The sequence below is a fragment of the Streptomyces griseoruber genome (assembly GCF_001514205.1).
Taxonomy (GTDB): Bacteria; Actinomycetota; Actinomycetes; order Streptomycetales; family Streptomycetaceae; genus Streptomyces; species Streptomyces griseoruber.
Map to the genome: position 1 here is coordinate 548,369 of NZ_KQ948763.1, position 19,996 is coordinate 568,364.

Here is a 19,996-nt window from a genome sequence, read left to right on the forward strand (position 1 = left end):
CCGTAACCCGGAATTTTCAACAAAGTGTTGACGTAGGCTCGTGGGGAGGCGTTAGCTGACCCCGTGACTTCGACTTCGACGCCCCCGGGTCTGGCCCGGTTCAACGACCTGGAGGAGCACGCGGCGGCCGCCGCCCTCCACGAGGCGTGCGCGTCCGCCGCCTGGGGGCGGCGCCTGATCGCCGGCCGTCCCTACGCCGACGCCGACGCCCTGTACGCCGCGAGCGACGCCGCCATGGCGGAGCTGACCGAGGCCGACCTGGCGGAGGCGATGGCCGGGCATCCGCCGATCGGGCGCCCCGCACCGGGTGATCCGGCCTCCGCCCGCGAGCAGCGCGGGATGGCCGCGGCCTCCGCGGACCTCAGGGCCGAGATGCTCGAACTCAACCTGGCCTACCAGGAGAAGTTCGGGCACGTCTTCCTGATCTGCGCCACCGGCCGCACCGGCGCCCAGATGCGCGACGCCGCCCGGGAACGCCTCGGCAACACGCCGGAGCGGGAACGCGAGATCGTCCGCACCGAACTGGGCAGGATCAACCTCATCCGGCTGGCCCGGCTCGTCGCCCCCGTCGAAGAGGACCGACCCCGACCATGAGCACCGCCACCACCGCCTCCGTGTCCACCCACATCCTGGACACCTCCGTCGGCCGCCCGGCCCGGGGTGTCGCCGTCGCACTGTCGGCACGCGGCGGCCGGGATGCCGAGTGGCAGACGCTCGGCGGCTCCGCGACCGACGCGGACGGCCGGTGCAAGGACCTCCCGGCCCTGCCGGAGGGAACCACCCGGGTACGGCTCGACTTCGCGGTCGCACCGTACTTCGAGAACCAGCGAGCCGAGGCGCAGCAGGACGCCCCCGCGAATCGGGACAGTGGTGCCGGGGTGTTCTTCCCGGAGGTGGCGATCACGTTCGCCGTCGTACCGGGCGAGCACTACCACGTACCGCTGCTGCTCAACCCGTTCGGCTACTCCGTATACCGAGGGAGCTAGCTGCCCATGCCCACGTTTCTGGGACCGAACCAGTACGGCAAGGCCGAGAACCGCGTCGTCAGGATCACGCGCGACGGCGCCACCCACCACATCAGGGACCTGAACGTGTCGGTGTCGCTCTCCGGCGACATGGACGAGGTCCACTACTCGGGCTCCAACGCCAACGTCCTGCCGACCGACACCACCAAGAACACGGTGTACGCGTTCGCCAAGGAGCACGGCATCGACTCCCCCGAGCAGTTCGGCATCCACCTCGCCCGGCACTTCGTGGCCGGCCAGGACGCCATCCACCGGGCCCGCATCCGCATCGAGGAGTACACCTGGGAGCGCATCGAGCACTCCGGGGAGGGCGCCCACTCCTTCGTCCGCAAGGGGCAGGAGACCCGGCTCACCCAGGTCACCCACGACGGCTCGTCCTGGGAGGTCGTCTCCGGCCTCAGGGACCTGACCGTGATGAACTCGACCGACTCCGAGTTCCGGGGCTACGTCAAGGACAAGTACACGACCCTCCCCGAGGCCCACGACCGGGTCCTCGCCACCGACGTCTCGGCCCGCTGGCGCTTTCGCTGGAGCGACGACGCCGAGGACGCGCCGGACTGGGAGGAGTCGTACGTCCAGGTGAAGGGGCATCTGCTGCGGGCCTTCGCCGAGACGTACTCGCGCTCGCTCCAGCAGACCCTCTACGCGATGGGCGCGCGGATCATCGACCACCGCGACGAGATCGACGAGGTCCGTTTCTCCCTCCCGAACAAGCACCACTTCCTGGTGGACCTGGCGCCGTTCGGGCTCGAGAACGACACCGCCGACGGGGCCGTGTACTTCGCCGCCGACCGCCCCTACGGCCTGATCGAGGCCACCGTCCTCAGGGACGGCCGCGAGGCGAAGATCCCGGCGGACCTCACCAACCTCTGAAGGAACGGACCATGGCAGCCCTCCAGCGCGTCGTCATCGAGAACTGCTCGATCGCCACCGTCGACGCCGACGACACCGAGTACGCGGCCGGACACCTCGTCCTGGCCGGCAACCGCATCGAGGCGGTCGGCGCGGGCCCGGCCCCCGAGGGCCTGGAGAACGTCGCACGCCGTATCGACGCCACCGGTCATCTGGCCACCCCCGGCCTGGTCAACACCCATCACCACTTCTACCAGTGGATCACCCGGGGCCTGGCCACCGACCACAACCTCTTCGACTGGCTGGTCGCCCTGTACCCGACCTGGGCCCGCATCGACGAGCCGATGGTCCGCGCCGCGGCCCGGGGATCCCTGGCGATGATGGCCCGGGGCGGGGTCACCACCGCCATGGACCACCACTACGTCTTCCCCCGGGGCTCCGGCGACCTCTCCGGCGCGATCATCGGCGCCGCCCGGGACATGGGCGTCCGCTTCACCCTGGCCCGTGGCTCGATGGACCGCAGCGAGAAGGACGGCGGACTGCCCCCGGACTTCGCCGTCGAGACCCTCGACGGGGCCCTCACCGCCACCGAGGAGACCGTCGCCGCCCACCACGACGCCTCCTTCGACGCGATGACCCAGGTCGCCGTCGCCCCCTGCTCGCCCTTCTCCGTCTCCACCGAACTCCTGCGGCAGGGCGCCGAACTGGCCCGCCGGCTCGGGGTGCGGCTGCACACCCACGGCTCGGAGACGGTCGAGGAGGAGAAGTTCTGCCACGAACTGTTCGGCATGGGCCCGACCGACTACTTCGAGTCCACCGGCTGGCTCGGCGAGGACGTGTGGATGGCGCACTGCGTCCACATGAACGACTCCGACATCGCCGCCTTCGCCCGGACGAGGACGGGCGTCGCCCACTGTCCGTCGTCCAACGCCCGACTGGCCGCCGGCATCGCCCGCGTCCCCGACATGCTCGCCGCCGGTGTCCCGGTCGGCCTCGGCGTGGACGGCACGGCGTCCAACGAGTCCGGCGAACTCCACACCGAACTGCGCAACGCCCTGCTGGTCAACCGCCTCGGCGCGCACCGCGAGGCCGCCCTGAACGCCCGTCAGGCACTGCGCCTGGGCACCTACGGCGGCGCCCAGGTGCTGGGCCGGGCCCGGGAGATCGGCTCCCTGGAGCCGGGCAAGCTCGCCGACCTGGTGCTGTGGCGGCTGGACACCCTCGCCCACGCCTCCATCGCCGACCCGGTCGCCGCGCTGGTCCTCGGTGCGGCGGCCCCGGTCACCGCCTCCTTCGTGAACGGCCGTCAGATCGTGGAGAACGGCCGGCTGCTCACCGCCGACGAGGACGCGATCGCCCGCGCGACCCGCGAGGAGGCGCGGCGGCTGGCGCGGATCGCCGGGCGGGACTGACCGCAGCGCCCCGACCTCCGGCCGAGGGGGACGGCCCTCGGCCGGTCGCCTCAGTCGATCTCGTAACTGTCGCCGTACACCTTCCACTTGAGCGGCGGTTCCAGATCGAGGTTCCCCTGGTCCAGGAACACCCGCTGGGCCGTCTCCACCCGGCTCACGTCACTGTGCGCCGGCTCCTGCCGCATCGCCCACACCCGGGCGTCGAGGAAGGCGTGCAGATACGTCGTCTCGTCGCCGCCGTCCGCCGGGGTGTCCGCGTGGGCGCGGGCCCGCCCCCGGATACCGCCGAAGCTCAGGGCGTCGGTGCCCGGGCCGTGCATCACGAGGGCGTCGTAGTAGGCGAACTGGCCGAGTGTGCCCACGCCGTCCTTCCTGGCCCGGGCGACCGCCGGGTCGAAGGAGACGCGGTCCCGTTCGTCGCGCTGGGCCTTGCGGAACCCGGCCGTCCTCGCCGCCGTGCGCCAGGCGGCCGGGAAGCCCGGGTCGAGACCCTCGTGCGAGTCGGTGCCGTTCACCGTGCGCAGGGCGGGCAGATACGCGGCCAGCGCGTTGTCCGGGTGCCGCTCGCTGTACAGCCCGACGAGGGCCAGCATGTCGCTCGTACCGGAGCAGAAGCCGATGATCCCGCCGGTGTAGCCGCGGCCGTCACCGATGTCCGCGATGTACTTGTACTGCGCCTTCCAGTTCAGCGACGAGTTCTCCGCGCTGGACACCAGCCGCATCGCGATGTCCTTCTTCTCCGGATCGGCCAGTCCGGTGGCGGTGGCGGTGGCAGTGGCGGTGGCGGTGGCGGCCTCGGCCGAGGGCCACTGCGTGGCGAGCGCCGCGGCACCGAGGGCGGCGAGCAGGGTGCGGCGGGTGGCTCGTGCGTGCGGGAAGGGCAACGTCATCTCCCAAGTAGGGCGCTGTCAAAGGCGGTTGAGCCTGCCGCAGGATCTTGGGAATGCCGTGGGACACAGGTGGGACGGTGCTGTGAGCCGGACACGGCCATGAACCGGCCCGGCCCGCGCCACAGCCCGAACAGGGCCGGGTCCGTCGCCGGCTTCGTCCCTCACACCCGGCGCGGGGAAGCCAGCAGATAGCGCGCCCTGCTCCGGGGATCGGTGTGCTCGCCCACCTGCCAGCCCGCCTTCTCCAGGGTCGCCGCACAGGCGCTCAGCGTCGCGTCGTCCGGTCCGCGCACGGCGACGGCCTCCGGCTGAGGGGTCGCCCGGACCCGGTAGCCGTCGGTGTCCGGCCCGGCGGGGCGGTGCCCCGCGGCCTCCAGGGCGAGGGCGGCGGCTCGCACCAGGTGGGTGCGCTCCCAGCCGCAGGGGCGGTCCACCGCTCCGTCCGGATGGGTCATCCGGCGCAGCTCCAGCAGGCCCTGCCAGGCGCTGTGCACCTCCCGCGCACGAGCCGGGCCGTCCGCGCCGGTGTCCTCCTCACCGCCGACCCGCGCGGCGAACACCCCGGCGCCGGTCTCCCGCTTCGGGGCGTCGGGCGCCGGGGTGTTCGCCGTCTCCGGCTCCGTCTCCCGCATCCGGTGTCCCGCCGGGGTCAGGAAGTGGTCGTGCGGCGGCCGCGGATGCCGGAAGGCGAGCCCCCGCCGCACCAGCGCCGCGAGCTGTGCCTCCGTACCCCTGAGCCGGCCCGTGACGGGTTCGGCTGCGTCGATCACCCGCCGTTGCGCGGCGGTCGGCGGCCGGGTCATGGCGTACTCCCCCCTGTCGAGTCCGGCCCTGCGACGGGCCCACTCGAAGGCTACGGCCCGGGACTGACATTCCAGGCGGCGATCACCGGCCGCCCGTGCTCCGTGCCGAGCCGGCCCAGTGTGCCGGTGGTCAGCCGGAACAGCGCCCCGGCCGACGGGGCGAGTCCGAGGTAGCGGGCGGTCAGCACCCGCAGGAAGTGCCCGTGCGCCACCAGCGCCACATCCTCGTCGGCACCGGCCCCCAGCGCCCTCGCCAGCACCCGGTCGGCCCGCTCGCCGACCTCCTCGGGCGTCTCCCCGGGGTGCTCGGGCGGGCCCGGCGTCACCCCGTCGTCGAACAGGAACCAGCCGGGCCGCCCCCGCTGGATCTCGGCGGTCGTGACGCCCTCGTACCCGCCGTAGTCCCACTCGCGCAGATCGGCGTCGACCCGGGCGTCGTACAGCCCGGCGAGTTCCGCCGTCTCACGGGCCCGCTCCAGCGGGCTGACGTAGGCGGCGCCGATCCGCAGCGACCCGATGAGCGCGGTCAGCCGCCGTGCCTCGTCCCGCCCGTGCTCGGTCAGCGGAACGTCCGTCCAGCCCGTGTGCCGTCCGGAGCGCGACCACTCGGTCTCACCGTGCCGGACGAGGAGGAGATCGGCCACATTTGTCAGGGTACGGCAGTGATCGGCGGCGTACGACACGAGGACGGCCCGGCGCCGTCCGCACTCGTGCGGGTGAAGTCTTCGGCCGTCCGGTCCGTGCGGGCGTCCCGGCCTCCTACCTTCGGAGACCGGCGCCGGGAGCACGAGCGGACGCGGGAGGTCGAGTGGCGGCGTGGGGACAGCGCACGGGCGGGACGGACTACGCGCCCAACAGCGCGACGGACCGGGTGGTGAGACTGTGCACGCAGTTGGTGAGCGAGTTCCATCCGCTGCGCACGCCGATGCCGCTGCTGGCTCTGCACGCGGTGGCGGAGCGGGGCGGTACGGCGACCGCGGACGACGACGTCCGCAAGGGCGTGGAGTTCCTGCGGGAGCTGCACCTGCGGCGGGGGCTGCGGTGCCGGGTGGTCGAGGCGGAGCGGGCGGGCGACGACTTCCAGCGAGGTCTGGCGGTCCTCGTTGACCTGGCCGGCAAGCCGTGGGAGAGCCGCCACCGGCCGCACTCCGAGACGTACGCCTTCCCTCGGTCGGGGTTGCTGGAGGCCGTCGAGCAGGTCGTGGCCGCCGAGGACGAGCAGGGTGTCCTGCCCCGGCTGGAGCGGATGCGCTGGCGGCCCCGCGCGACCGGCGACGCGGGCGACGGCTGGGCGCAGCAGGCGCTGCGGGCGGCGATGAGCCCGGCCAACCTCGTCGGCGCGGCGGTCGTCGCGACGCTCGGGGGTGTCGCGGCGGTGAACGGAGTGCTCGTGGTGGGTCTGCTGGCCGGGCTGCTGCTGGTGGCGCTGGGCGGAGCCTGGTCACGCCACCACGAGGGGCTGCTGCCCTGGCACGGTCCGGCCGGCCGCTGGCTCGCGACCACCACGTTCGTGGCCGCCGCCAGCGAATCCGCGCCGGTCTGGTCGATCTGGCGGCCCCGGCAGTCCCGGGCCACCCGCGCGGCCCGCGTGCACGAGGTGGCCCGGACCTTCCGGCGGGCGTGCGAGGAGACCGAGAGCCCCCAGCGGGAGCGGGCCCGCCAGTTCTATCTCGAACTGCGCACCCTGGCCCTCCTGGACGACCTGCGCCACAACTTCCGGCCCCGCCCGCTGCTGCGGGTCCGCCGGCATGCCACCCCGCCGGTCGTGTTCGTCCCGCGGGCCTGCCGCGCGAACGGAGGGATCACCCTGCTCCGTGTCATCAGCGACGTGCGCAGCCGCCGCAGCGAGCTCGACCCGCTCCTCGTCGTCGCGGGCCTGACCCGGGCGGACGAGGCCGAACTGCACGTCCGCAGCGTGCTGGCGCCGGCGTTCACGCACCCGGACACCGACCCCGATCCCACCGCCCTGTACTGGGCCTGGGTCCGTGACCATCTGAGGGTCGGCCAGTCCCCGAGCGCCGCCGCCAGCCTGCCCTGGGTGCTGCCGATCCGCCTGCCGGCCGCCCTGCTCGACGCGACCGGCACCCAGGCCCACGACGCGTCGCCGATCGGCCCGCCCACCTGGGTGCGGGGCGCTCCGCGCGCGCTCGCCGTGCTGACCGTGACGGGCGTGCTGACCGGCGCCGGGATGTACGCGGGCGCGCAGCCGGAGAACTGCGACCACCGCCGGCTCCACGCCTTCGACCGCGCCACCGAGGTCGTGGAAGGCGAGTGCGTCGGCATCTCGGACGGCAACGTGGTGTTCGCCCCGGACGGCGGGGTGCGGCTGGACGGCAGGGCGTACGGCACCCCCGGCGACGGCAAGGGGGCCGCGGGGACCGATCTGGCCCGTCTGATGGAACGCATCGCGGACGAGAACGCCGACGCCCGGTCCGGGCGGCACGTGGTCGTGTTCTACGCGGGCGAGCTGAGCACCGGCGGCGAGCGCAACGCGGTCACCGCACTGAACGGCCTGAGGGAACTCGCCGGCGTCCACGCCCGGCAGAAGGCCCTCAACGCCCGGGACGGCGCCGGGGACGCCGAGCACCCCGAGGTCGTCGTCGAGGTGGCCAACGGCGGACATCTGATGCGGCAGCAGGCCAAGGCGGTCACCCGCATCGTCGACTACGCGCACGACCACCCGGACGAGGTGCTGGGGGTGGTCGGTTTCAGCAGGGACGACGAGGAGACGCACGGCTCGGTACGGCGTCTGCTGAGGGCGGGACTGAACGTGCTGAGCCCCCAGAACTCCGACGACCGTCTGGCGTCGCGGTACACGAACTACTTCGGTCTCGCGGCCACGAACAAGGAGGAGGCCCGGGCCTTCCAGGAAGCCGTCGACTCGGGCAGGGTGGCCGTGGAGCCCGGCGAGGTGCTGATCCTGACGCCGAGGGGCACCCGGGACATGTACAGCCGGCAGCAGGCGGACGACGCCGAGGCGGCCCTGGAGAAGACCGCGAAGCTCACGGCCGCGAGGGTCGTCTACGACGATGTGGCCGAGGTGCGTGAGGAGCTGTGCGACAGGGACGAGGTGACCGCCCTCTACTTCACGGGCAGGGCCGAGAAACTGCCCGAACTGGCCGACGCGGTCTCGGAATCGGACTGCGTCCCCGAAAAGCTGACGATCATGACCGGGGACGACGCGAGCAAGACGCTGGCCACGGCGAGCCAGGAGCGGCTCACCGGTGATGTGACGCTCTATTACGCGGCGCTGGCGGCTCCCGAGCACACCCTCCCCTCCTCGACGCTGCCCACGCACATCGCCGCCGTCCTGGGCGGGGAGGCGCCGCGGGAGAGCGATCCGCTGTTCGACGACGGGACCATGGCTCTGGCGTACGACGCCACGACCGTCCTGTACGACGCGGCCAAGGTGGCCCGCTTCCGGCCCGAGTTCGTCAACGGGGAGCTGCTGAAGAGGAAGAACGGCAAGGGCGCCGGCGGCCGGATCGATCTGAGCCCCGACCGGCGCCGGGCGCCGTGCGGGCACACCGTGGCCCTCTTCGAGGTCTACCGGGAAGCCGGGGTCCAGCACACGGTCGAGGCCGACTACCGGGGCCTCGGAGGGAAACGGGAAGACCCCTGCCCGCCTGCCGCCTGACCCGCCCCTACTGCCGGTAGCCGCTGAGGAACCGCCCGATCCGCCCGATCGCCGTCTCCAGGTCCTCCGCGTGCGGGAGGGTCAGGATGCGGAAGTGGTCGGGCGTGGGCCAGTTGAAGCCGGTGCCCTGGACCACCTGGATCTTCTCCTGGAGCAGCAGGTCCAGGACGAACTTCTCGTCGTCGTGGATCGGGTGGACCTTGGGGTCGATGCGCGGGAACGCGTACAGCGCGCCCTTCGGCTTCACACAGGACACGCCCGGGATCTCGTTGAGCTTCTCCCAGGCCACGTTCCGCTGCTCGTGCAGCCGGCCGCCCGGCGTGGTGAGGTCGCGGATGGACTGGCGGCCGCCGAGCGCGGCCTGGATGGCGTACTGGGCGGGCGCGTTGGCGCACAGCCGCATGGAGGCCAGCATGGTCAGGCCCTCCAGGTAGTCGCGCGCGTGCTGCCTGGGGCCCGTGACCACCAGCCAGCCCGAGCGGAAGCCCGCCACCCGGTAGGTCTTCGACAGCCCGCAGAAGGTCAGCACGACCAGGTCGGGGGCGAGCGCGGCGGCCGAGTGGTGCACGGCGTCGTCGTACAGGATCTGGTCGTAGATCTCGTCGGCGAAGACCATCAGGCCGTGCCGGCGGGCGAGGTCGAGGATGCCCTCGACGATCTCCTTGGGGTAGACGGCGCCGGTGGGGTTGTTGGGGTTGATGATGACCACGGCCTTGGTGCGGTCCGTGATCTTCGACGCCATGTCGTCCAGGTCGGGGTACCAGTCGGCCTGTTCGTCGCAGAGGTAGTGGACCGCCTTGCCGCCCGCGAGGGTGGTCACCGCCGTCCAGAGGGGGAAGTCGGGGGCGGGGATGAGGATCTCGTCGCCGTCCTCGACCAGCGCCTGTACGGCCATGGCGATCAGTTCGGAGATGCCGTTGCCCAGGAAGACGTCGTCGACGCCGACCTCCAGGCCCAGGGTCTGGTAGCGCTGGGCCACGGCCCGGCGGGCGGAGAGGATGCCGCGCGAGTCGGTGTAGCCGTGCGCCTTCGGCAGCATCCGGATCATGTCCTGGAGGATCTCCTCCGGCGCCTCGAAACCGAAGAGCGCGGGGTTGCCGGTGTTCAGGCGGAGCACGCTGTGGCCCGCCTCCTCCAGTGCGTTGGCGTGCTCGACCACCGGGCCGCGGATCTCGTAGCAGACCTCGCTGAGCTTGTTCGACTGCCGGAACTCCATGCGCGCTCGCCCCTCCGGTTTCGTGTGTTGCTTGGTTTTACCAAGTTCCAGCTTGGAAAGTCCAACGACATGTCTAGACTGCGTCGCATGTCACCTCGTCGAAGCTACGACCAGTACTGTTCCGCCGCCCGCGCGCTCGACGCCGTCGGGGACCGCTGGACCCTGCTGATCGTCCGGGAGCTGCTCGCGGGCCCGCGCCGGTACACGGACCTGCACGCCGACCTGCCGGGCGTCAGCACGGACGTGCTCGCCGGACGGCTGAGGGACATGGAACGCGACGGCCTGGCCAGCCGCCGTCGGCTGCCCCCGCCGGGAGCCGCCTATGTCTACGAACTCACCTCACGCGGGCGGGAGTTGCTGCCGGTGCTCCAGGCGCTGGGCCGGTGGGGCGAGGGCGAACTCGGCGAGCGCCGCCCCACCGACGCGGTCCGCGCCCACTGGTTCGCGCTGCCGCTGCTGCGGGCGCTGGACGGTGAGGGGCTCCTCGAAGTCCACCTGGACGAAGGGGACTTCCACCTGTACGTCGGTGCCCAGGACGGCCCGGTCCACGGCGACGGCCCCGCCCCCCGGGAGCCCGACGCGCGCCTGGTGCTGGACGCCGCCACCTGCGCGGCCGTGGCCCGGGGGGAGCTGGGGGTGCTGGACGCGGTGCGCGCCGGGCGGATCGCCGTCAGCGGGGAGGGGACGCTCGCGAAGGCGTTGCGCGAGGCGTGACCCGAGGCCCGACATGCCGAAGGCCCACCACCGCACGGTGATGGGCCTCCTGGGCGGGCGTCAGGCGCCCGGGGGCGGCGGTACGTGCCGCGGCCGTCTCGAGCCGCGGGTCAGCGTGTAGCCGCCGATACCGGCCAGCGCGGCCAGGATCGCGCCGATCGCGGTCCACACCCAGCGGTCGGACCACCAGCCCGAGGCCCAGCCGTCGTCCGGCTCGATGCTCGACAGCACGGCCGTCGCCGACGCGTCCTCGTCCTCCGCGGCGGACTTGACGGCGATGCCCGGGACGAGCGGCTTCGCCAGCGAGCCGTCCACGGCCGCCGCGCCGCCGATGTCCTTGGAGTCGACGCGCAGTTCGGCGCTCACCGGCTGGCCCAGGTCGGCCGCCTTCAGGCCGACGGCCGTCAGCCGGACGTAGTACGTGCCCGGCAGCGGGTCGTTCGCCCACGGCTCCGACCAGGCGCGGACCGTGCGCAGCACACACGCAAGCTCCACCGCAGCCGCGTCCTGGGCGGCGGTGCGCGTCTGGGCGCCGTACTGGCAGGCCTGACGGCGCCGCAGACCGTCGTACACATCGATCTGCCAGGTCTGGGCGAGGTGGGCCTGAGGCAGCTTCACCGTCGCCTTCACGGTGGGTCGCTGGCCCGAGTCCGCCGGGAACGACCAGTACAGGTAGTCACCCGTGGAGGCGCTCGCGGTGGCCGTCTGTCCCTGCTCCACCTCCACCGCCGTACGGAAGGAGGTGCCCGCCGAGGTCGGCGCGGCACCGTCCCCGGAGGGGCTCGCGGAGGGCGAGGAGTCGGCGGTCGCCGGTCCGGCCGCCAGGCCCAGCGCCAGCAGCGCGCCGCCCAGCACTCGTGTGATCCGCATCAGTTGGTCCTCCAGACCGCGACACGCCAGCGTGACAGCCAGCCCCAGATCAGACCCGCGAGGAAGCCGACCAGCACCAGCAGGCCGAGCAGCCACCAGCCGCGCCCGAGACCGAAGGACGCCACATCGCTCGCCTGCGACGGCGCGTCGACCACGTCCACGGTCAGCTCCACCGGCATACCGGGGGTGGTCTTCACCCCGGCGCCCGCCGAGAAGGAGTTCGTCACCTGGAGGCAGACCGTCTCGGCCGGCGGGTCCTCGTCGTCGCTCTCCGCCTTCGGGTAGCGCAGACCGGTCGAGACCACGTCGGTACGGCCGTTGCCCGCCGCCTCACCGCGCACGATCTCCCGGCCGTGCACCGTGACGGCCCGCAGCAGCACCCCGTAGTCCGGGTTCATCGCCCGGTCGGAGGCCACGCTCACCGAGGCCCGCAGCTCCTGGCCCGGCTCGACGTCCACCCGGTACCAGCGCTCCTGGCCGAACTCCTCGCGGTCGGTGTACAGACCCGACTTCAGGGTGGGCGCGGCCTGGCAGGAGTCCTTGCCCTCGGTGGCGACCGGCGTCACCACCGGGTCGGCCGCCCGGTCCACCAACTGGTTCACCTTGTCGGTGAGTTCGTCGGTGTGCTCGACCGAGGTGTAGGTGCCGCCGGTGGCCTCGGCGATACAGCTGAGCTGCTGGCGCATCTTCGTGTTGGGCACCAGGCCCAGGGTGTCGATGGTCAGCCCGATGCCCTTGGCCGCGATCTCCCGGGCCACCTCGCACGGGTCGAGCGGGGCGCAGGTGTCCTCGCCGTCGCTGATCAGCACGATCCGCTTGGAGCCGGTGCCGCCGTCGAGGTCGTCGGCCGCCTTCAGCAGCGCGGGACCGATCGGCGTCCAGCCGGTGGGGGACAGGGTCGCCACCGCCGCCTTGGCCTCGGTGCGGTCCACCTGGCCGACCGGGTAGAGCTGCGCGGTGTCCTTGCAGCCCGTCTTCTGGTCGTCGCCCGGGTAGTTGGCGCCGAGGGTGCGGATGCCGAGGAGGACGGTCTCCGGGGTCGCGTCCAGCACCTCGTTGAACGCCTGCTTGGCCGCGGCCATCCGCGTCCCGCCGTCGATGTCCTTCGTCCGCATCGAACCGCTGACGTCGAGGACCAGGTCGACCTTGGGCGCGAGGGCGGTGGTCTCGTCGGCGACCGCCCCGGCCGGGAACGCGAGCCCGGCCGTGAGCGCGGCGAGCAGGGCGCAGACGCCCGCCGCCAGCCGTTGTGTTCTGATCATCGGCGGATCTTATTGATCAGGGGTGTCCCGCCACAAAACGGGGTCGACTACAGCGCGTGAACGCACACCGGATACGAGGTCAGTTCCCGTGTTCCGCAAGCGGGTTGGGCAGCTCGGCCCACTGGTCCCCGGCCGTGCCGGACGTAAGCCGCATCAGTGTCAGCGCCTTCGCCGGCAGCGGCCGCTCGCACAGCGCCACCAGATCGGGGGTGCGCGGCAGATCCCGTACGGCGGTGCCGAGCGCCGCGCCCAGGGCCGTACCGCTGCCCGCCGTCGCCGCCAGCGACCCCGCCACCAGCGAGCCGAACAGCTTGCGCCGCAGGGCCCACTCCTCGTCGGTGAGGATCCGCGCGGGCAGGCCCTCGGGCAGCGCGACACCGTGCCGGGCCAGCCGGGCGGGCCCGACGCGGATGTCGGCGAGATCGCGGTAGACCAGCCGCAGCGGGGCCCCCGACGCCGACAGCACCAGAAGCAGATTCTGCCCGTGCGCCTCCAGCGCCACCCCCAGCTCCAGCAGCCGCAGCCCGACGGTGAGGGCCAGGCGGGCGAACCGCGCCGTCCAGGCCGGGGACGCGGGCAGGCCGGTGCCGGCGAGGGCGGCCACCGGGACGACGCGCTCGCCCGGACCGGCGTACACCGCCGGCGACTCCCGCAGCACGGCGGCGAGTTCGGGGGAGTCGGGGGTGGCCGCGCCGAGCGTGCGCGTGACGTGCAGCAGGCCGTCCGTGCGCGCGGCGAGGGTCTCCGCGAACGCCGACAGGGCCGCCGACGCGGCGACGGACCCCACCGAGATGTCCCGCACCGAGGACGTCAGCCGGGCGCTCAGCGAGGTCTTCACATGCGGCCCGCCGGGCAGCGCCAGCGTCCGCAGCGACATCAGCGGATGCGCCGGCACCTCCTGCCCGCCGGACCGCTTCAGGACATGCGCCGCCTGCCACGGATGCACCGGGATCAGCAGCCGCTCCCCGTCCCGCAGGTCGTCCGGCCACTCACCCGACACCACGCACTCCGCGGCCGGCACCGGCACCAGCGCCAGCCGCACCACCGGCCGGTGCTCCGGACCGTACGCCAGCTGCTCGGCGACCGAGAAGCCGGGCCGGGAACGGCAGTTGGGGTGATACGGATGCCCGTCGACCACCCGCTGCTCCCACTCCCAGTCGTGCACCGGCTCCTTCGGTGCCACGGGCTCCTGCCCGGCCCGCGACAGCGCGAGCGACGCCGCGCTGTGCCCCAGCTCGGCGGCGAAGCCCCCGCCGTGGGGCACCGCCAGCGCCGTCATCAGGCGCGCGGGATCGTCGTACGCCGCCGAGTCCAGCCGTACCCGGGTCACATACCCGTCGGTCGCGTACGGGTCGGCGCGCGGTCCGTGCAGCCGGCGGCCGTCCGCCAGCCGCAGCACGAGAGCGTCCCGGCCGAACTCCCGGCCGGTGATCCACGGCAGCGGCTCGTGCGCGAGCGCCCGCCACAGCCGGGTCAGCACGGCCGCCCGGGCGCCGGGCAGCGCCGCGGCGTACCGGGGGACGAGGTCCGGACGCAGCGCGGAGAGTTCGGCGGCCACCTCGGCCTCGGCGGTGGGCGGTCGGTCCACGGATGGGCTCCTCGGGGTGCGGGTACGTGAGTCACGGAGGGGTCGCGACGACAGCGATACTGATCATCTCCGCCCAGAAGAACCGTAGGGAACGAGTGCAACGCGTGGACCTCATCCCCCCGCCCGCCGAGGCCGCCGGGCCCGCCGACCCCGCCGTGGACGACGGCCGGGCCGACGCCTGCGCGGTCGCGCCGCTGCTCAACTGCCTCCTGAGGGAGGTGGCCGAGCCGCTGCCCGAGCCCCCCGGGCCGGACGGCGGGCGCGTGTACCGGCTGCCCGGCACCGGCCGGCTGCTGCGCGTGCGCGGCACCCGCCGCCCCGCCGGACCCGAGCTGCGCACGGCGGACACCTGGCGGCCGCTCGGCCACCCCGAACTCGTCAAACTCGTCGCCGAGGAACTGCGCCGCCACACCGGCCTCTCCAACCACGAGCTGCCCACCGAGATGATCGACAGCCGGGACGCGGTCGCCGCGCTGCTCGCCGCCCGCGCGCGGGCCACCCCGCCCGCCGGCCGCTATCTGCTCTCCGAGCAGTCCCTCGTCACCGGCCACCCCCACCACCCCGCCCCCAAGGCGCGCGGCGGGGGCCCGGTGACCGGCTGGCTGCCGTACGCCCCGGAGGCGCACGCCCGCTTCCCCCTCATCCTCCTGGCCGTCCGCGAGGACCTGGTCGTCGAGGAGGGCGACACCCGTGCGCTCGACGCCCTCGGCGAGGCCCCGGCCGGCTACCGGCTGCTGCCCGCCCACCCCTGGCAGCTCGACCTGACGGCCCGGGACCTGGCCCCCGCGTTCGCCGACGGCCGTCTCCTGCGGCTCGGCACGACCCCCTTCGAGGCCTGGCCGACGGCCGCCGTGCGCACCCTGTACGCGCCCGGGCGCGACCTGTTCCTGAAGTTCAGCCTCGACGTGCGCATCACCAACGACGTCCGCCGGCTGTGGCGGCACGACCTGCTGAAGCTGCGCCGCACCGACGCGGCCGTCACCCGCGCCTTCGCCGCCCTCGACGGCCCGGCGGCCTGGCTCAGCGACCGCGGCTACCGCACCGCGTCCTTCGCCTTCGAGGAACTCGCCGTCCTGGTCCGCGACGGCCTCGACGGCCCGGTGCCGCCCGGTGCCACCCCGCTGCTCGCGGCGGGCCTCACGGAGGGGTTCGCGGGCAGCCCGCTCGACACCGCGACGGACCCGGCGGCCTGGTGGGAGGCGTATCTGCGGGCCGTCGTGCCGCCCGCGCTCACGGTCTTCGCCGAGCACGGCGTCGTCCTCGAGGCGCACCTGCAGAACACGCTGGTCGCCGTCGACGCGGCCGGCCTGCCGGTGCAGGCGCTGTTCCGGGACGCCGAGGGCGTCAAACTCCTCACGGACGTGGAGCGGGCGGCCGGCTGGGAGCGGCTGGTGTACTGCCTGGTCGTCAACCACCTCACCGAGATCGCCGCCGTCCTCGCCGAGCGGCACCCCGGCCTCGACCCCTGGCCCGCGGTCCGCCGCGAGCTGGCCCGCCACGACCTGCCCGAGGCGCACGCCCTGCTCACCGCCCCCACCCTGCCCGGCAAGACCAACCTGCTGCTGCGCTGGACCGGCGCGGACGGTGCCGACGCCCGCTACCTGCCCCTGCCGAACCCGCTGGCCCGCACCTGATCCGAATCAGACATCTCCATTAGGCTGGCGTCCGTGCTGCGCGAAGTGACTGCCGTCCGATACGTGACCCCGCTGCGGTCCGGCGGCTCCGTGCCCGGAGTCGTCGAGGCCGACGACCTCGGGACCTACGTCGTGAAGTTCACCGGCTCCGCGCAGGGCCGCAAGGCGCTGGTCGCCGAGGTGATCGTGGGCGAGCTGGCCCGGGCGCTGGGGCTGCGCTTCCCCGAGCTGGTCCTGGTGCACTTCGACCCCGCGATCGCCGACGACGAGCCCCACCAGGAGGTGCGCGACCTGCACGGCGCGAGCGCGGGCCTCAACCTCGGGATGGACTACCTCCCGGGCGCGCAGGACTTCACACCGGAGGTGGCGAAGGCCTTCCCGGTGGATCCGCGGGAGGCCGGGAAGGTCGTCTGGCTGGACGCCCTCACGGTCAACGTCGACCGCACGGTCCACAGCTCCAACCTGATGATCTGGCCCACCCTCGGCATCGCGCCGCCGCGCCTGTGGCTGATCGACCACGGCGCCGCCCTCGTCTTCCACCACCGCTGGGACGCCTCCGACCCCACCAAGGCCTACGACTTCCGCCACCACGCCCTCGGCCACTACGGCCCGGACGTGCGCGCCGCCGACGCGGAACTGGCACCGAGGGTGACCCGGGAGCTGCTGCGGGACATCGTGGCCGAGGTGCCGGACGCCTGGCTGCTCGGCGAGGAGGGCTTCGCCACGCCGGACGACATCAGGACGGCGTACGTGGACTACCTCCACGCGCGCGTGGAGGCCTCCGCGGCCTGGCTCCCCACCGACTTCCCCGCACGGGAGGAACTCGCCGCCGAGGAGGCCCTCCGGGCGGCACGTACCCAGCAGGGCCGTCCGGGCTGGCTCAAGCGGGTCCCCGACCTGCACGGCAAGCCGGCGGCGGAACAGGATTGGTCGGTGCACCTCGGATGAGTGACAGCCAACGCGTCGAGATCGAGTACTGCACCCAGTGCCGCTGGCTGCCGCGCGCCGCCTGGCTGGCGCAGGAACTGCTGACGACGTTCGAGACCGAGCTGACGGAGCTCGCGCTGAAGCCGGGCAAGGGCGGGGTCTTCGTCGTGCGGGTGAACGACGAGGTGGTGTGGGACCGCCGCGAGCAGGGCTTCCCCGAGCCGACGGCGGTCAAGCGGCTGGTCCGCGACCGGGTGGCCCCGGGGAAGCCCCTGGGCCACTCCGACCGCGCGACGGACGTCAGCCCCTGAGCTGCCGGTACGCGGGCAGGGTGAGGAAGTCGACGTATTCCTCGTCGAGGGCGACCTCCAGGAACAGGTCGTGCGCCTGCTGCCAGTGACCGGCGGCGAAGGCCTCCTCGCCCAGCTCGGCGCGGAGGCCGGCGAGTTCCTCGGCGGCGACCTTCCGGGCCAGTTCCGGGGTCGCCTTCTCGCCGTTCTCGAACTCCACGCCCGCGTTGATCCACTGCCAGACCTGCGAGCGGGAGATCTCGGCGGTGGCCGCGTCCTCCATGAGGTTGAAGATGGCGACCGCGCCCAGGCCGCGCAGCCAGGCCTCGATGTACCGGATGCCCACCTGCACGGCGTTGACCAGCCCCGGGTAGCTGGGCCTGGCGTCCAGCGAGTCGACCGCGATCAGCTCGGCGGCCTCGACCCGGACGTCCTCGCGGAGGCGGTCCTTCTGGTTCGGCCGGTCGCCGAGGACCTTGTCGAAGGACTCCATCGCGATCGGCACCAGGTCGGGGTGGGCGACCCAGGAGCCGTCGAAGCCGTCGCCCGCCTCCCGGTCCTTGTCGGCACGGACCTTCTCGAAGGCCACCTTGTTGACCTCGGGGTCCCGGCGGGAGGGGATGAAGGCCGCCATGCCGCCGATCGCGTGCGCGCCGCGCTTGTGGCAGGTGCGCACCAGGAGTTCGGTGTACGCGCGCATGAACGGGGCGGTCATCGTGACCTGGTTGCGGTCCGGGAGGACGAACTTCGGCCCGCCGTCCCGGAAGTTCTTCACGATGGAGAACAGATAGTCCCAGCGGCCCGCGTTCAGTCCCGAGGCGTGGTCGCGGAGTTCGTAGAGGATCTCCTCCATCTCGTACGCGGCGGTGATCGTCTCGATCAGGACGGTGGCGCGGACCGTGCCCTGCGGGATGCCGATGTGGTCCTGCGCGAAGACGAACACCTCGTTCCACAGCCGGGCTTCGAGGTGCGACTCCGTCTTCGGGAGGTAGAAGTACGGGCCCTTGCCGAGGTCGAGCAGCCGCTGCGCGTTGTGGAAGAAGTACAGGCCGAAGTCGACGAGGGCGCCGGGGACCGGGGTGCCGTCCCCGTCGACCAGGTGCCGCTCGTCGAGGTGCCAGCCGCGCGGGCGCATGACGACCGTCGCCAGCTCCTCGTCCGGCCGCAGGGCGTACGACTTGCCGCTCGCCGCGTCCGTGAAGTCGATGGCGCGGGTGTAGGCGTCGGCCATGTTGACCTGCCCCAGGATCACGTTCTCCCAGGTGGGCGCGGAGGCGTCCTCGAAGTCCGCGAGCCAGATCCGCGCCCCCGAGTTGAGGGCGTTGATGGTCATCTTGCGGTCGGTGGGGCCGGTGATCTCCACCCGGCGGTCCTCCAGGGCGGCCGGGCAGGGGGCCACCCGCCAGGAGTCGTCGGCGCGGATCGCGGCGGTCTCCGGCAGGAAGTCGAGCGTGGAGGTGCGGGCGATCTCGGCGCGGCGCTCCGCGCGGCGGGCGAGGAGTTCGTCGCGGCGCGGGGTGAACCGCCGGTGCAGCTCGGCCACGAAGGCGAGGGCGGCCCCGGTGAGGACCTCCTCCTGCCGCGGCAGGGGCTCGGCGTCGACGATGGCCAGCGGGGACGGCGCTGGTGCGGACATGAACGTCACTTCCTTCAGCGAGCGTGGGACCGGGTGCCCTGGTAAAAGTGGATACTAGTTTCCTCATCGTGGAAGTTCAATGGTTTGTTGATCTCAGGGCGCCTCCGGATCGGGGCTGAGCCGGGCCAGGTCCCCGGGGGTGTCGATGTCGTACGGCAGGCCCGCGTCACCGCACTCGACGAGGACGACCTCGGCCGAGTGCGCCTTCAGATACGCACGCGCCCCCTGGTCGCCCCGCGCGCCCTCCGTCACGCCCGCCCAGTGGGCCGCGCCGAACAGAACGGGATGGCCGCGCACCCCGTCATAGGCCGCCGCGGCCAGCGACTCCTCCCCCTCGTACGCGGCGAGCACCCGGGCCGTCACCTCCGCTCCGATGCCCGGCTGGTCGACGAGCGACACCAGCGCCGCCCGCGCCCCCGTCCCCGCGAGCGAGTCCAGCCCGGCCCGCAGCGAGGAACCCATGCCCTCCTCCCACCCCGGGTTCTCCACCAGCACGCACCCGTCGAGCCGCGCCCGCTCCCGTACGGCCCCCGCGGCGGCCCCCAGGACCACGTGCACGCGCGTACAGCCGGCCGCCCGCAGCACCCCCACCGCATGCTCGACCAGCGGCCGTCCCCGGTGCGTCAGCAGCGCCTTCGGGCGCCCGCCGAGCCGCCGCCCGCCCCCGGCCGCGAGCACCAGCCCGGCGACCTCGTCCACGTCGTACGTCATGGATCCTGCATACCGCACGCGGCCGGCGAGGCGTGGATCACGCTGTGCAGCAACTCGGTGACGCAGCGGACTGGCGCCCATGGCCCGAGGTGGCGTTAACTGGGCGCCCGCACCGACCGGGGCCCGACCGGCACCCGGCGCGGGAACATGCACGCGCACAACGGGGTGCGAGGGGGAGGACTGTGTTGCGGAGCGTGGAGCAGAGGCCTGTGACCGGCAGCGACAAGGACCCGCGGGTGGTGGAGCTGCGCTCCGCCGTGTCCCGGCTGCGCCGGGAACTCGCCGCACACCCCGCCGAGTTCCGGGACCGGGACATCGCGGAGGAGGAACTCGCCGCCCTGGACGCCATGGCCGCCGGCGGTGCCCCCGAGATACCGCGCCTGCGCCGCTCCCTGCTCCTGATCGCCGGGGCCATCGGCTCGGTCAGCGCCCTGACCCGCGGCCTCACCCAGGTCCGTGAGGCGGTCGACCGGTTCGGCGGGCCACCACGCGGCTGAGGGGTGCCGGGCGTGCACGCGCTCGCCGGGTC

General features: G+C 73.3%; 19 protein-coding genes. 10 read left to right on the forward strand and 9 right to left on the reverse strand.

Annotated elements, in window-relative coordinates; all coding sequences use genetic code 11:
- Positions 1-63 precede the first annotated feature (63 nt).
- The 4 genes from uraD to AQJ64_RS02325 are packed head-to-tail and all read left to right on the forward strand — an operon-like array spanning position 64 to position 3,289.
- Positions 64-594, forward strand: a complete 531-nt coding sequence (gene uraD, locus AQJ64_RS02310) for a 2-oxo-4-hydroxy-4-carboxy-5-ureidoimidazoline decarboxylase (protein ID WP_055635432.1) — start codon at positions 64-66, stop codon at positions 592-594.
- Complete coding sequence (gene uraH, locus AQJ64_RS02315) at positions 591-986, forward strand: hydroxyisourate hydrolase (protein WP_055635433.1); 396 nt, start codon at positions 591-593, stop codon at positions 984-986. Before uraD ends, uraH begins: the two co-directional genes overlap by 4 nt.
- Positions 987-992: 6 nt before the next feature.
- Positions 993-1,898 (forward strand): factor-independent urate hydroxylase, encoded by a 906-nt coding sequence (gene pucL, locus AQJ64_RS02320; RefSeq protein ID WP_055635434.1) that lies wholly within the window; start codon positions 993-995, stop codon positions 1,896-1,898.
- Positions 1,899-1,909: 11 nt separating this feature from the next.
- Positions 1,910-3,289, forward strand: a complete 1,380-nt coding sequence (locus AQJ64_RS02325) for an 8-oxoguanine deaminase (RefSeq protein ID WP_055635435.1) — start codon at positions 1,910-1,912, stop codon at positions 3,287-3,289.
- A gap of 50 nt (positions 3,290-3,339) precedes the next feature.
- Here AQJ64_RS02325 and AQJ64_RS02330 read toward each other — a convergent pair whose 3' ends face one another.
- The 3 genes from AQJ64_RS02330 to AQJ64_RS02340 all read right to left on the reverse strand — a co-directional run bounded on the left by AQJ64_RS02330 (position 3,340) and on the right by AQJ64_RS02340 (position 5,626).
- Positions 3,340-4,179 carry a chitosanase gene (locus tag AQJ64_RS02330; RefSeq protein ID WP_055635436.1) on the reverse strand — a complete coding sequence of 280 codons (840 nt, stop codon included), beginning with the start codon at positions 4,177-4,179 and terminating at the stop codon, positions 3,340-3,342.
- A 161-nt stretch (positions 4,180-4,340) separates the two neighbouring features.
- Positions 4,341-4,982: a hypothetical protein gene (locus AQJ64_RS02335; RefSeq protein ID WP_055635437.1), complete on the reverse strand. Its 642-nt coding sequence runs from the start codon at positions 4,980-4,982 to the stop codon at positions 4,341-4,343.
- Positions 4,983-5,032: 50 nt separating this feature from the next.
- Positions 5,033-5,626, reverse strand: coding sequence for a histidine phosphatase family protein (locus AQJ64_RS02340; RefSeq protein WP_055635438.1), 594 nt, complete (start codon positions 5,624-5,626; stop codon positions 5,033-5,035).
- Between the two features lie 164 nt (positions 5,627-5,790).
- Here AQJ64_RS02340 and AQJ64_RS02345 point away from each other — a divergent pair, with 164 nt between their 5' ends.
- Positions 5,791-8,619, forward strand: a complete 2,829-nt coding sequence (locus AQJ64_RS02345) for a hypothetical protein (protein ID WP_055635439.1) — start codon at positions 5,791-5,793, stop codon at positions 8,617-8,619.
- Between the two features lie 7 nt (positions 8,620-8,626).
- Here the strand turns inward: AQJ64_RS02345 and AQJ64_RS02350 are convergent, their stop codons facing one another.
- Positions 8,627-9,835 carry a pyridoxal phosphate-dependent aminotransferase gene (locus AQJ64_RS02350; RefSeq protein ID WP_055635440.1) on the reverse strand — a complete coding sequence of 403 codons (1,209 nt, stop codon included), beginning with the start codon at positions 9,833-9,835 and terminating at the stop codon, positions 8,627-8,629.
- An 87-nt stretch (positions 9,836-9,922) separates the two neighbouring features.
- Here AQJ64_RS02350 and AQJ64_RS02355 point away from each other — a divergent pair, with 87 nt between their 5' ends.
- Entirely contained in the window at positions 9,923-10,549 is a 627-nt protein-coding gene (locus AQJ64_RS02355; RefSeq protein WP_055635441.1) for a winged helix-turn-helix transcriptional regulator, read from the forward strand.
- A gap of 60 nt (positions 10,550-10,609) precedes the next feature.
- Here AQJ64_RS02355 and AQJ64_RS02360 read toward each other — a convergent pair whose 3' ends face one another.
- The 3 genes from AQJ64_RS02360 to AQJ64_RS02370 all read right to left on the reverse strand — a co-directional run bounded on the left by AQJ64_RS02360 (position 10,610) and on the right by AQJ64_RS02370 (position 14,269).
- A complete protein-coding gene (locus tag AQJ64_RS02360; RefSeq protein WP_055635442.1) occupies positions 10,610-11,419 on the reverse strand; it encodes a hypothetical protein in 810 nt (269 codons plus the stop codon).
- Entirely contained in the window at positions 11,419-12,681 is a 1,263-nt protein-coding gene (locus tag AQJ64_RS02365; RefSeq protein ID WP_055635443.1) for a VWA domain-containing protein, read from the reverse strand. Before AQJ64_RS02365 ends, AQJ64_RS02360 begins: the two co-directional genes overlap by 1 nt.
- Before the next feature lie 79 nt (positions 12,682-12,760).
- Entirely contained in the window at positions 12,761-14,269 is a 1,509-nt protein-coding gene (locus AQJ64_RS02370) for an IucA/IucC family protein (RefSeq protein ID WP_055635444.1), read from the reverse strand.
- 95 nt (positions 14,270-14,364) lie between these two features.
- On the opposite strand from AQJ64_RS02370, the gene AQJ64_RS02375 reads away from it, so the two are divergent.
- From AQJ64_RS02375 to AQJ64_RS02385, 3 genes are read left to right on the forward strand one after another with little or no spacing between them, the layout of a single operon-like run.
- Positions 14,365-15,903 (forward strand): IucA/IucC family protein, encoded by a 1,539-nt coding sequence (locus tag AQJ64_RS02375; RefSeq protein ID WP_059202361.1) that lies wholly within the window; start codon positions 14,365-14,367, stop codon positions 15,901-15,903.
- A 33-nt stretch (positions 15,904-15,936) separates the two neighbouring features.
- Positions 15,937-16,851 (forward strand): HipA family kinase, encoded by a 915-nt coding sequence (locus tag AQJ64_RS02380; protein WP_055638730.1) that lies wholly within the window; start codon positions 15,937-15,939, stop codon positions 16,849-16,851.
- Positions 16,848-17,141: an Rdx family protein gene (locus AQJ64_RS02385; protein ID WP_055638731.1), complete on the forward strand. Its 294-nt coding sequence runs from the start codon at positions 16,848-16,850 to the stop codon at positions 17,139-17,141. The genes AQJ64_RS02380 and AQJ64_RS02385 overlap by 4 nt, the downstream gene beginning before the upstream one ends.
- On the opposite strand, the gene aceB is transcribed toward AQJ64_RS02385, so the two are convergent.
- Complete coding sequence (gene aceB, locus AQJ64_RS02390) at positions 17,131-18,756, reverse strand: malate synthase A (RefSeq protein WP_055638732.1); 1,626 nt, start codon at positions 18,754-18,756, stop codon at positions 17,131-17,133. The two genes, AQJ64_RS02385 and aceB, sit on opposite strands and share 11 nt — an antisense overlap.
- Positions 18,757-18,849: 93 nt before the next feature.
- Positions 18,850-19,467 carry a nucleotidyltransferase family protein gene (locus tag AQJ64_RS02395; protein WP_055638733.1) on the reverse strand — a complete coding sequence of 206 codons (618 nt, stop codon included), beginning with the start codon at positions 19,465-19,467 and terminating at the stop codon, positions 18,850-18,852.
- A 182-nt stretch (positions 19,468-19,649) separates the two neighbouring features.
- Here AQJ64_RS02395 and AQJ64_RS02400 point away from each other — a divergent pair, with 182 nt between their 5' ends.
- A complete protein-coding gene (locus AQJ64_RS02400; protein WP_063788881.1) occupies positions 19,650-19,964 on the forward strand; it encodes a DUF5955 family protein in 315 nt (104 codons plus the stop codon).
- Positions 19,965-19,996: the final 32 nt, after the last annotated feature.

Excerpts from the sequence above, each read along its gene's own strand:
- uraH (WP_055635433.1), top strand. The coding sequence starts at position 591 with ATGAGCACCGCCACCACCGCCTCCGTGTCCACCCACATCCTGGACACC.
- AQJ64_RS02360 (WP_055635442.1), bottom strand. The coding sequence starts at position 11,419 with ATGCGGATCACACGAGTGCTGGGCGGCGCGCTGCTGGCGCTGGGCCTG.
- AQJ64_RS02355 (WP_055635441.1), top strand. The coding sequence starts at position 9,923 with ATGTCACCTCGTCGAAGCTACGACCAGTACTGTTCCGCCGCCCGCGCG.
- AQJ64_RS02385 (WP_055638731.1), top strand. The coding sequence starts at position 16,848 with ATGAGTGACAGCCAACGCGTCGAGATCGAGTACTGCACCCAGTGCCGC.
- AQJ64_RS02335 (WP_055635437.1), bottom strand. The coding sequence starts at position 4,982 with ATGACCCGGCCGCCGACCGCCGCGCAACGGCGGGTGATCGACGCAGCC.
- pucL (WP_055635434.1), top strand. The coding sequence starts at position 993 with ATGCCCACGTTTCTGGGACCGAACCAGTACGGCAAGGCCGAGAACCGC.
- AQJ64_RS02365 (WP_055635443.1), bottom strand. The coding sequence starts at position 12,681 with ATGATCAGAACACAACGGCTGGCGGCGGGCGTCTGCGCCCTGCTCGCC.
- AQJ64_RS02325 (WP_055635435.1), top strand. The coding sequence starts at position 1,910 with ATGGCAGCCCTCCAGCGCGTCGTCATCGAGAACTGCTCGATCGCCACC.
- AQJ64_RS02395 (WP_055638733.1), bottom strand. The coding sequence starts at position 19,467 with ATGACGTACGACGTGGACGAGGTCGCCGGGCTGGTGCTCGCGGCCGGG.
- aceB (WP_055638732.1), bottom strand. The coding sequence starts at position 18,756 with ATGTCCGCACCAGCGCCGTCCCCGCTGGCCATCGTCGACGCCGAGCCC.
- AQJ64_RS02330 (WP_055635436.1), bottom strand. The coding sequence starts at position 4,179 with ATGACGTTGCCCTTCCCGCACGCACGAGCCACCCGCCGCACCCTGCTC.
- AQJ64_RS02350 (WP_055635440.1), bottom strand. The coding sequence starts at position 9,835 with ATGGAGTTCCGGCAGTCGAACAAGCTCAGCGAGGTCTGCTACGAGATC.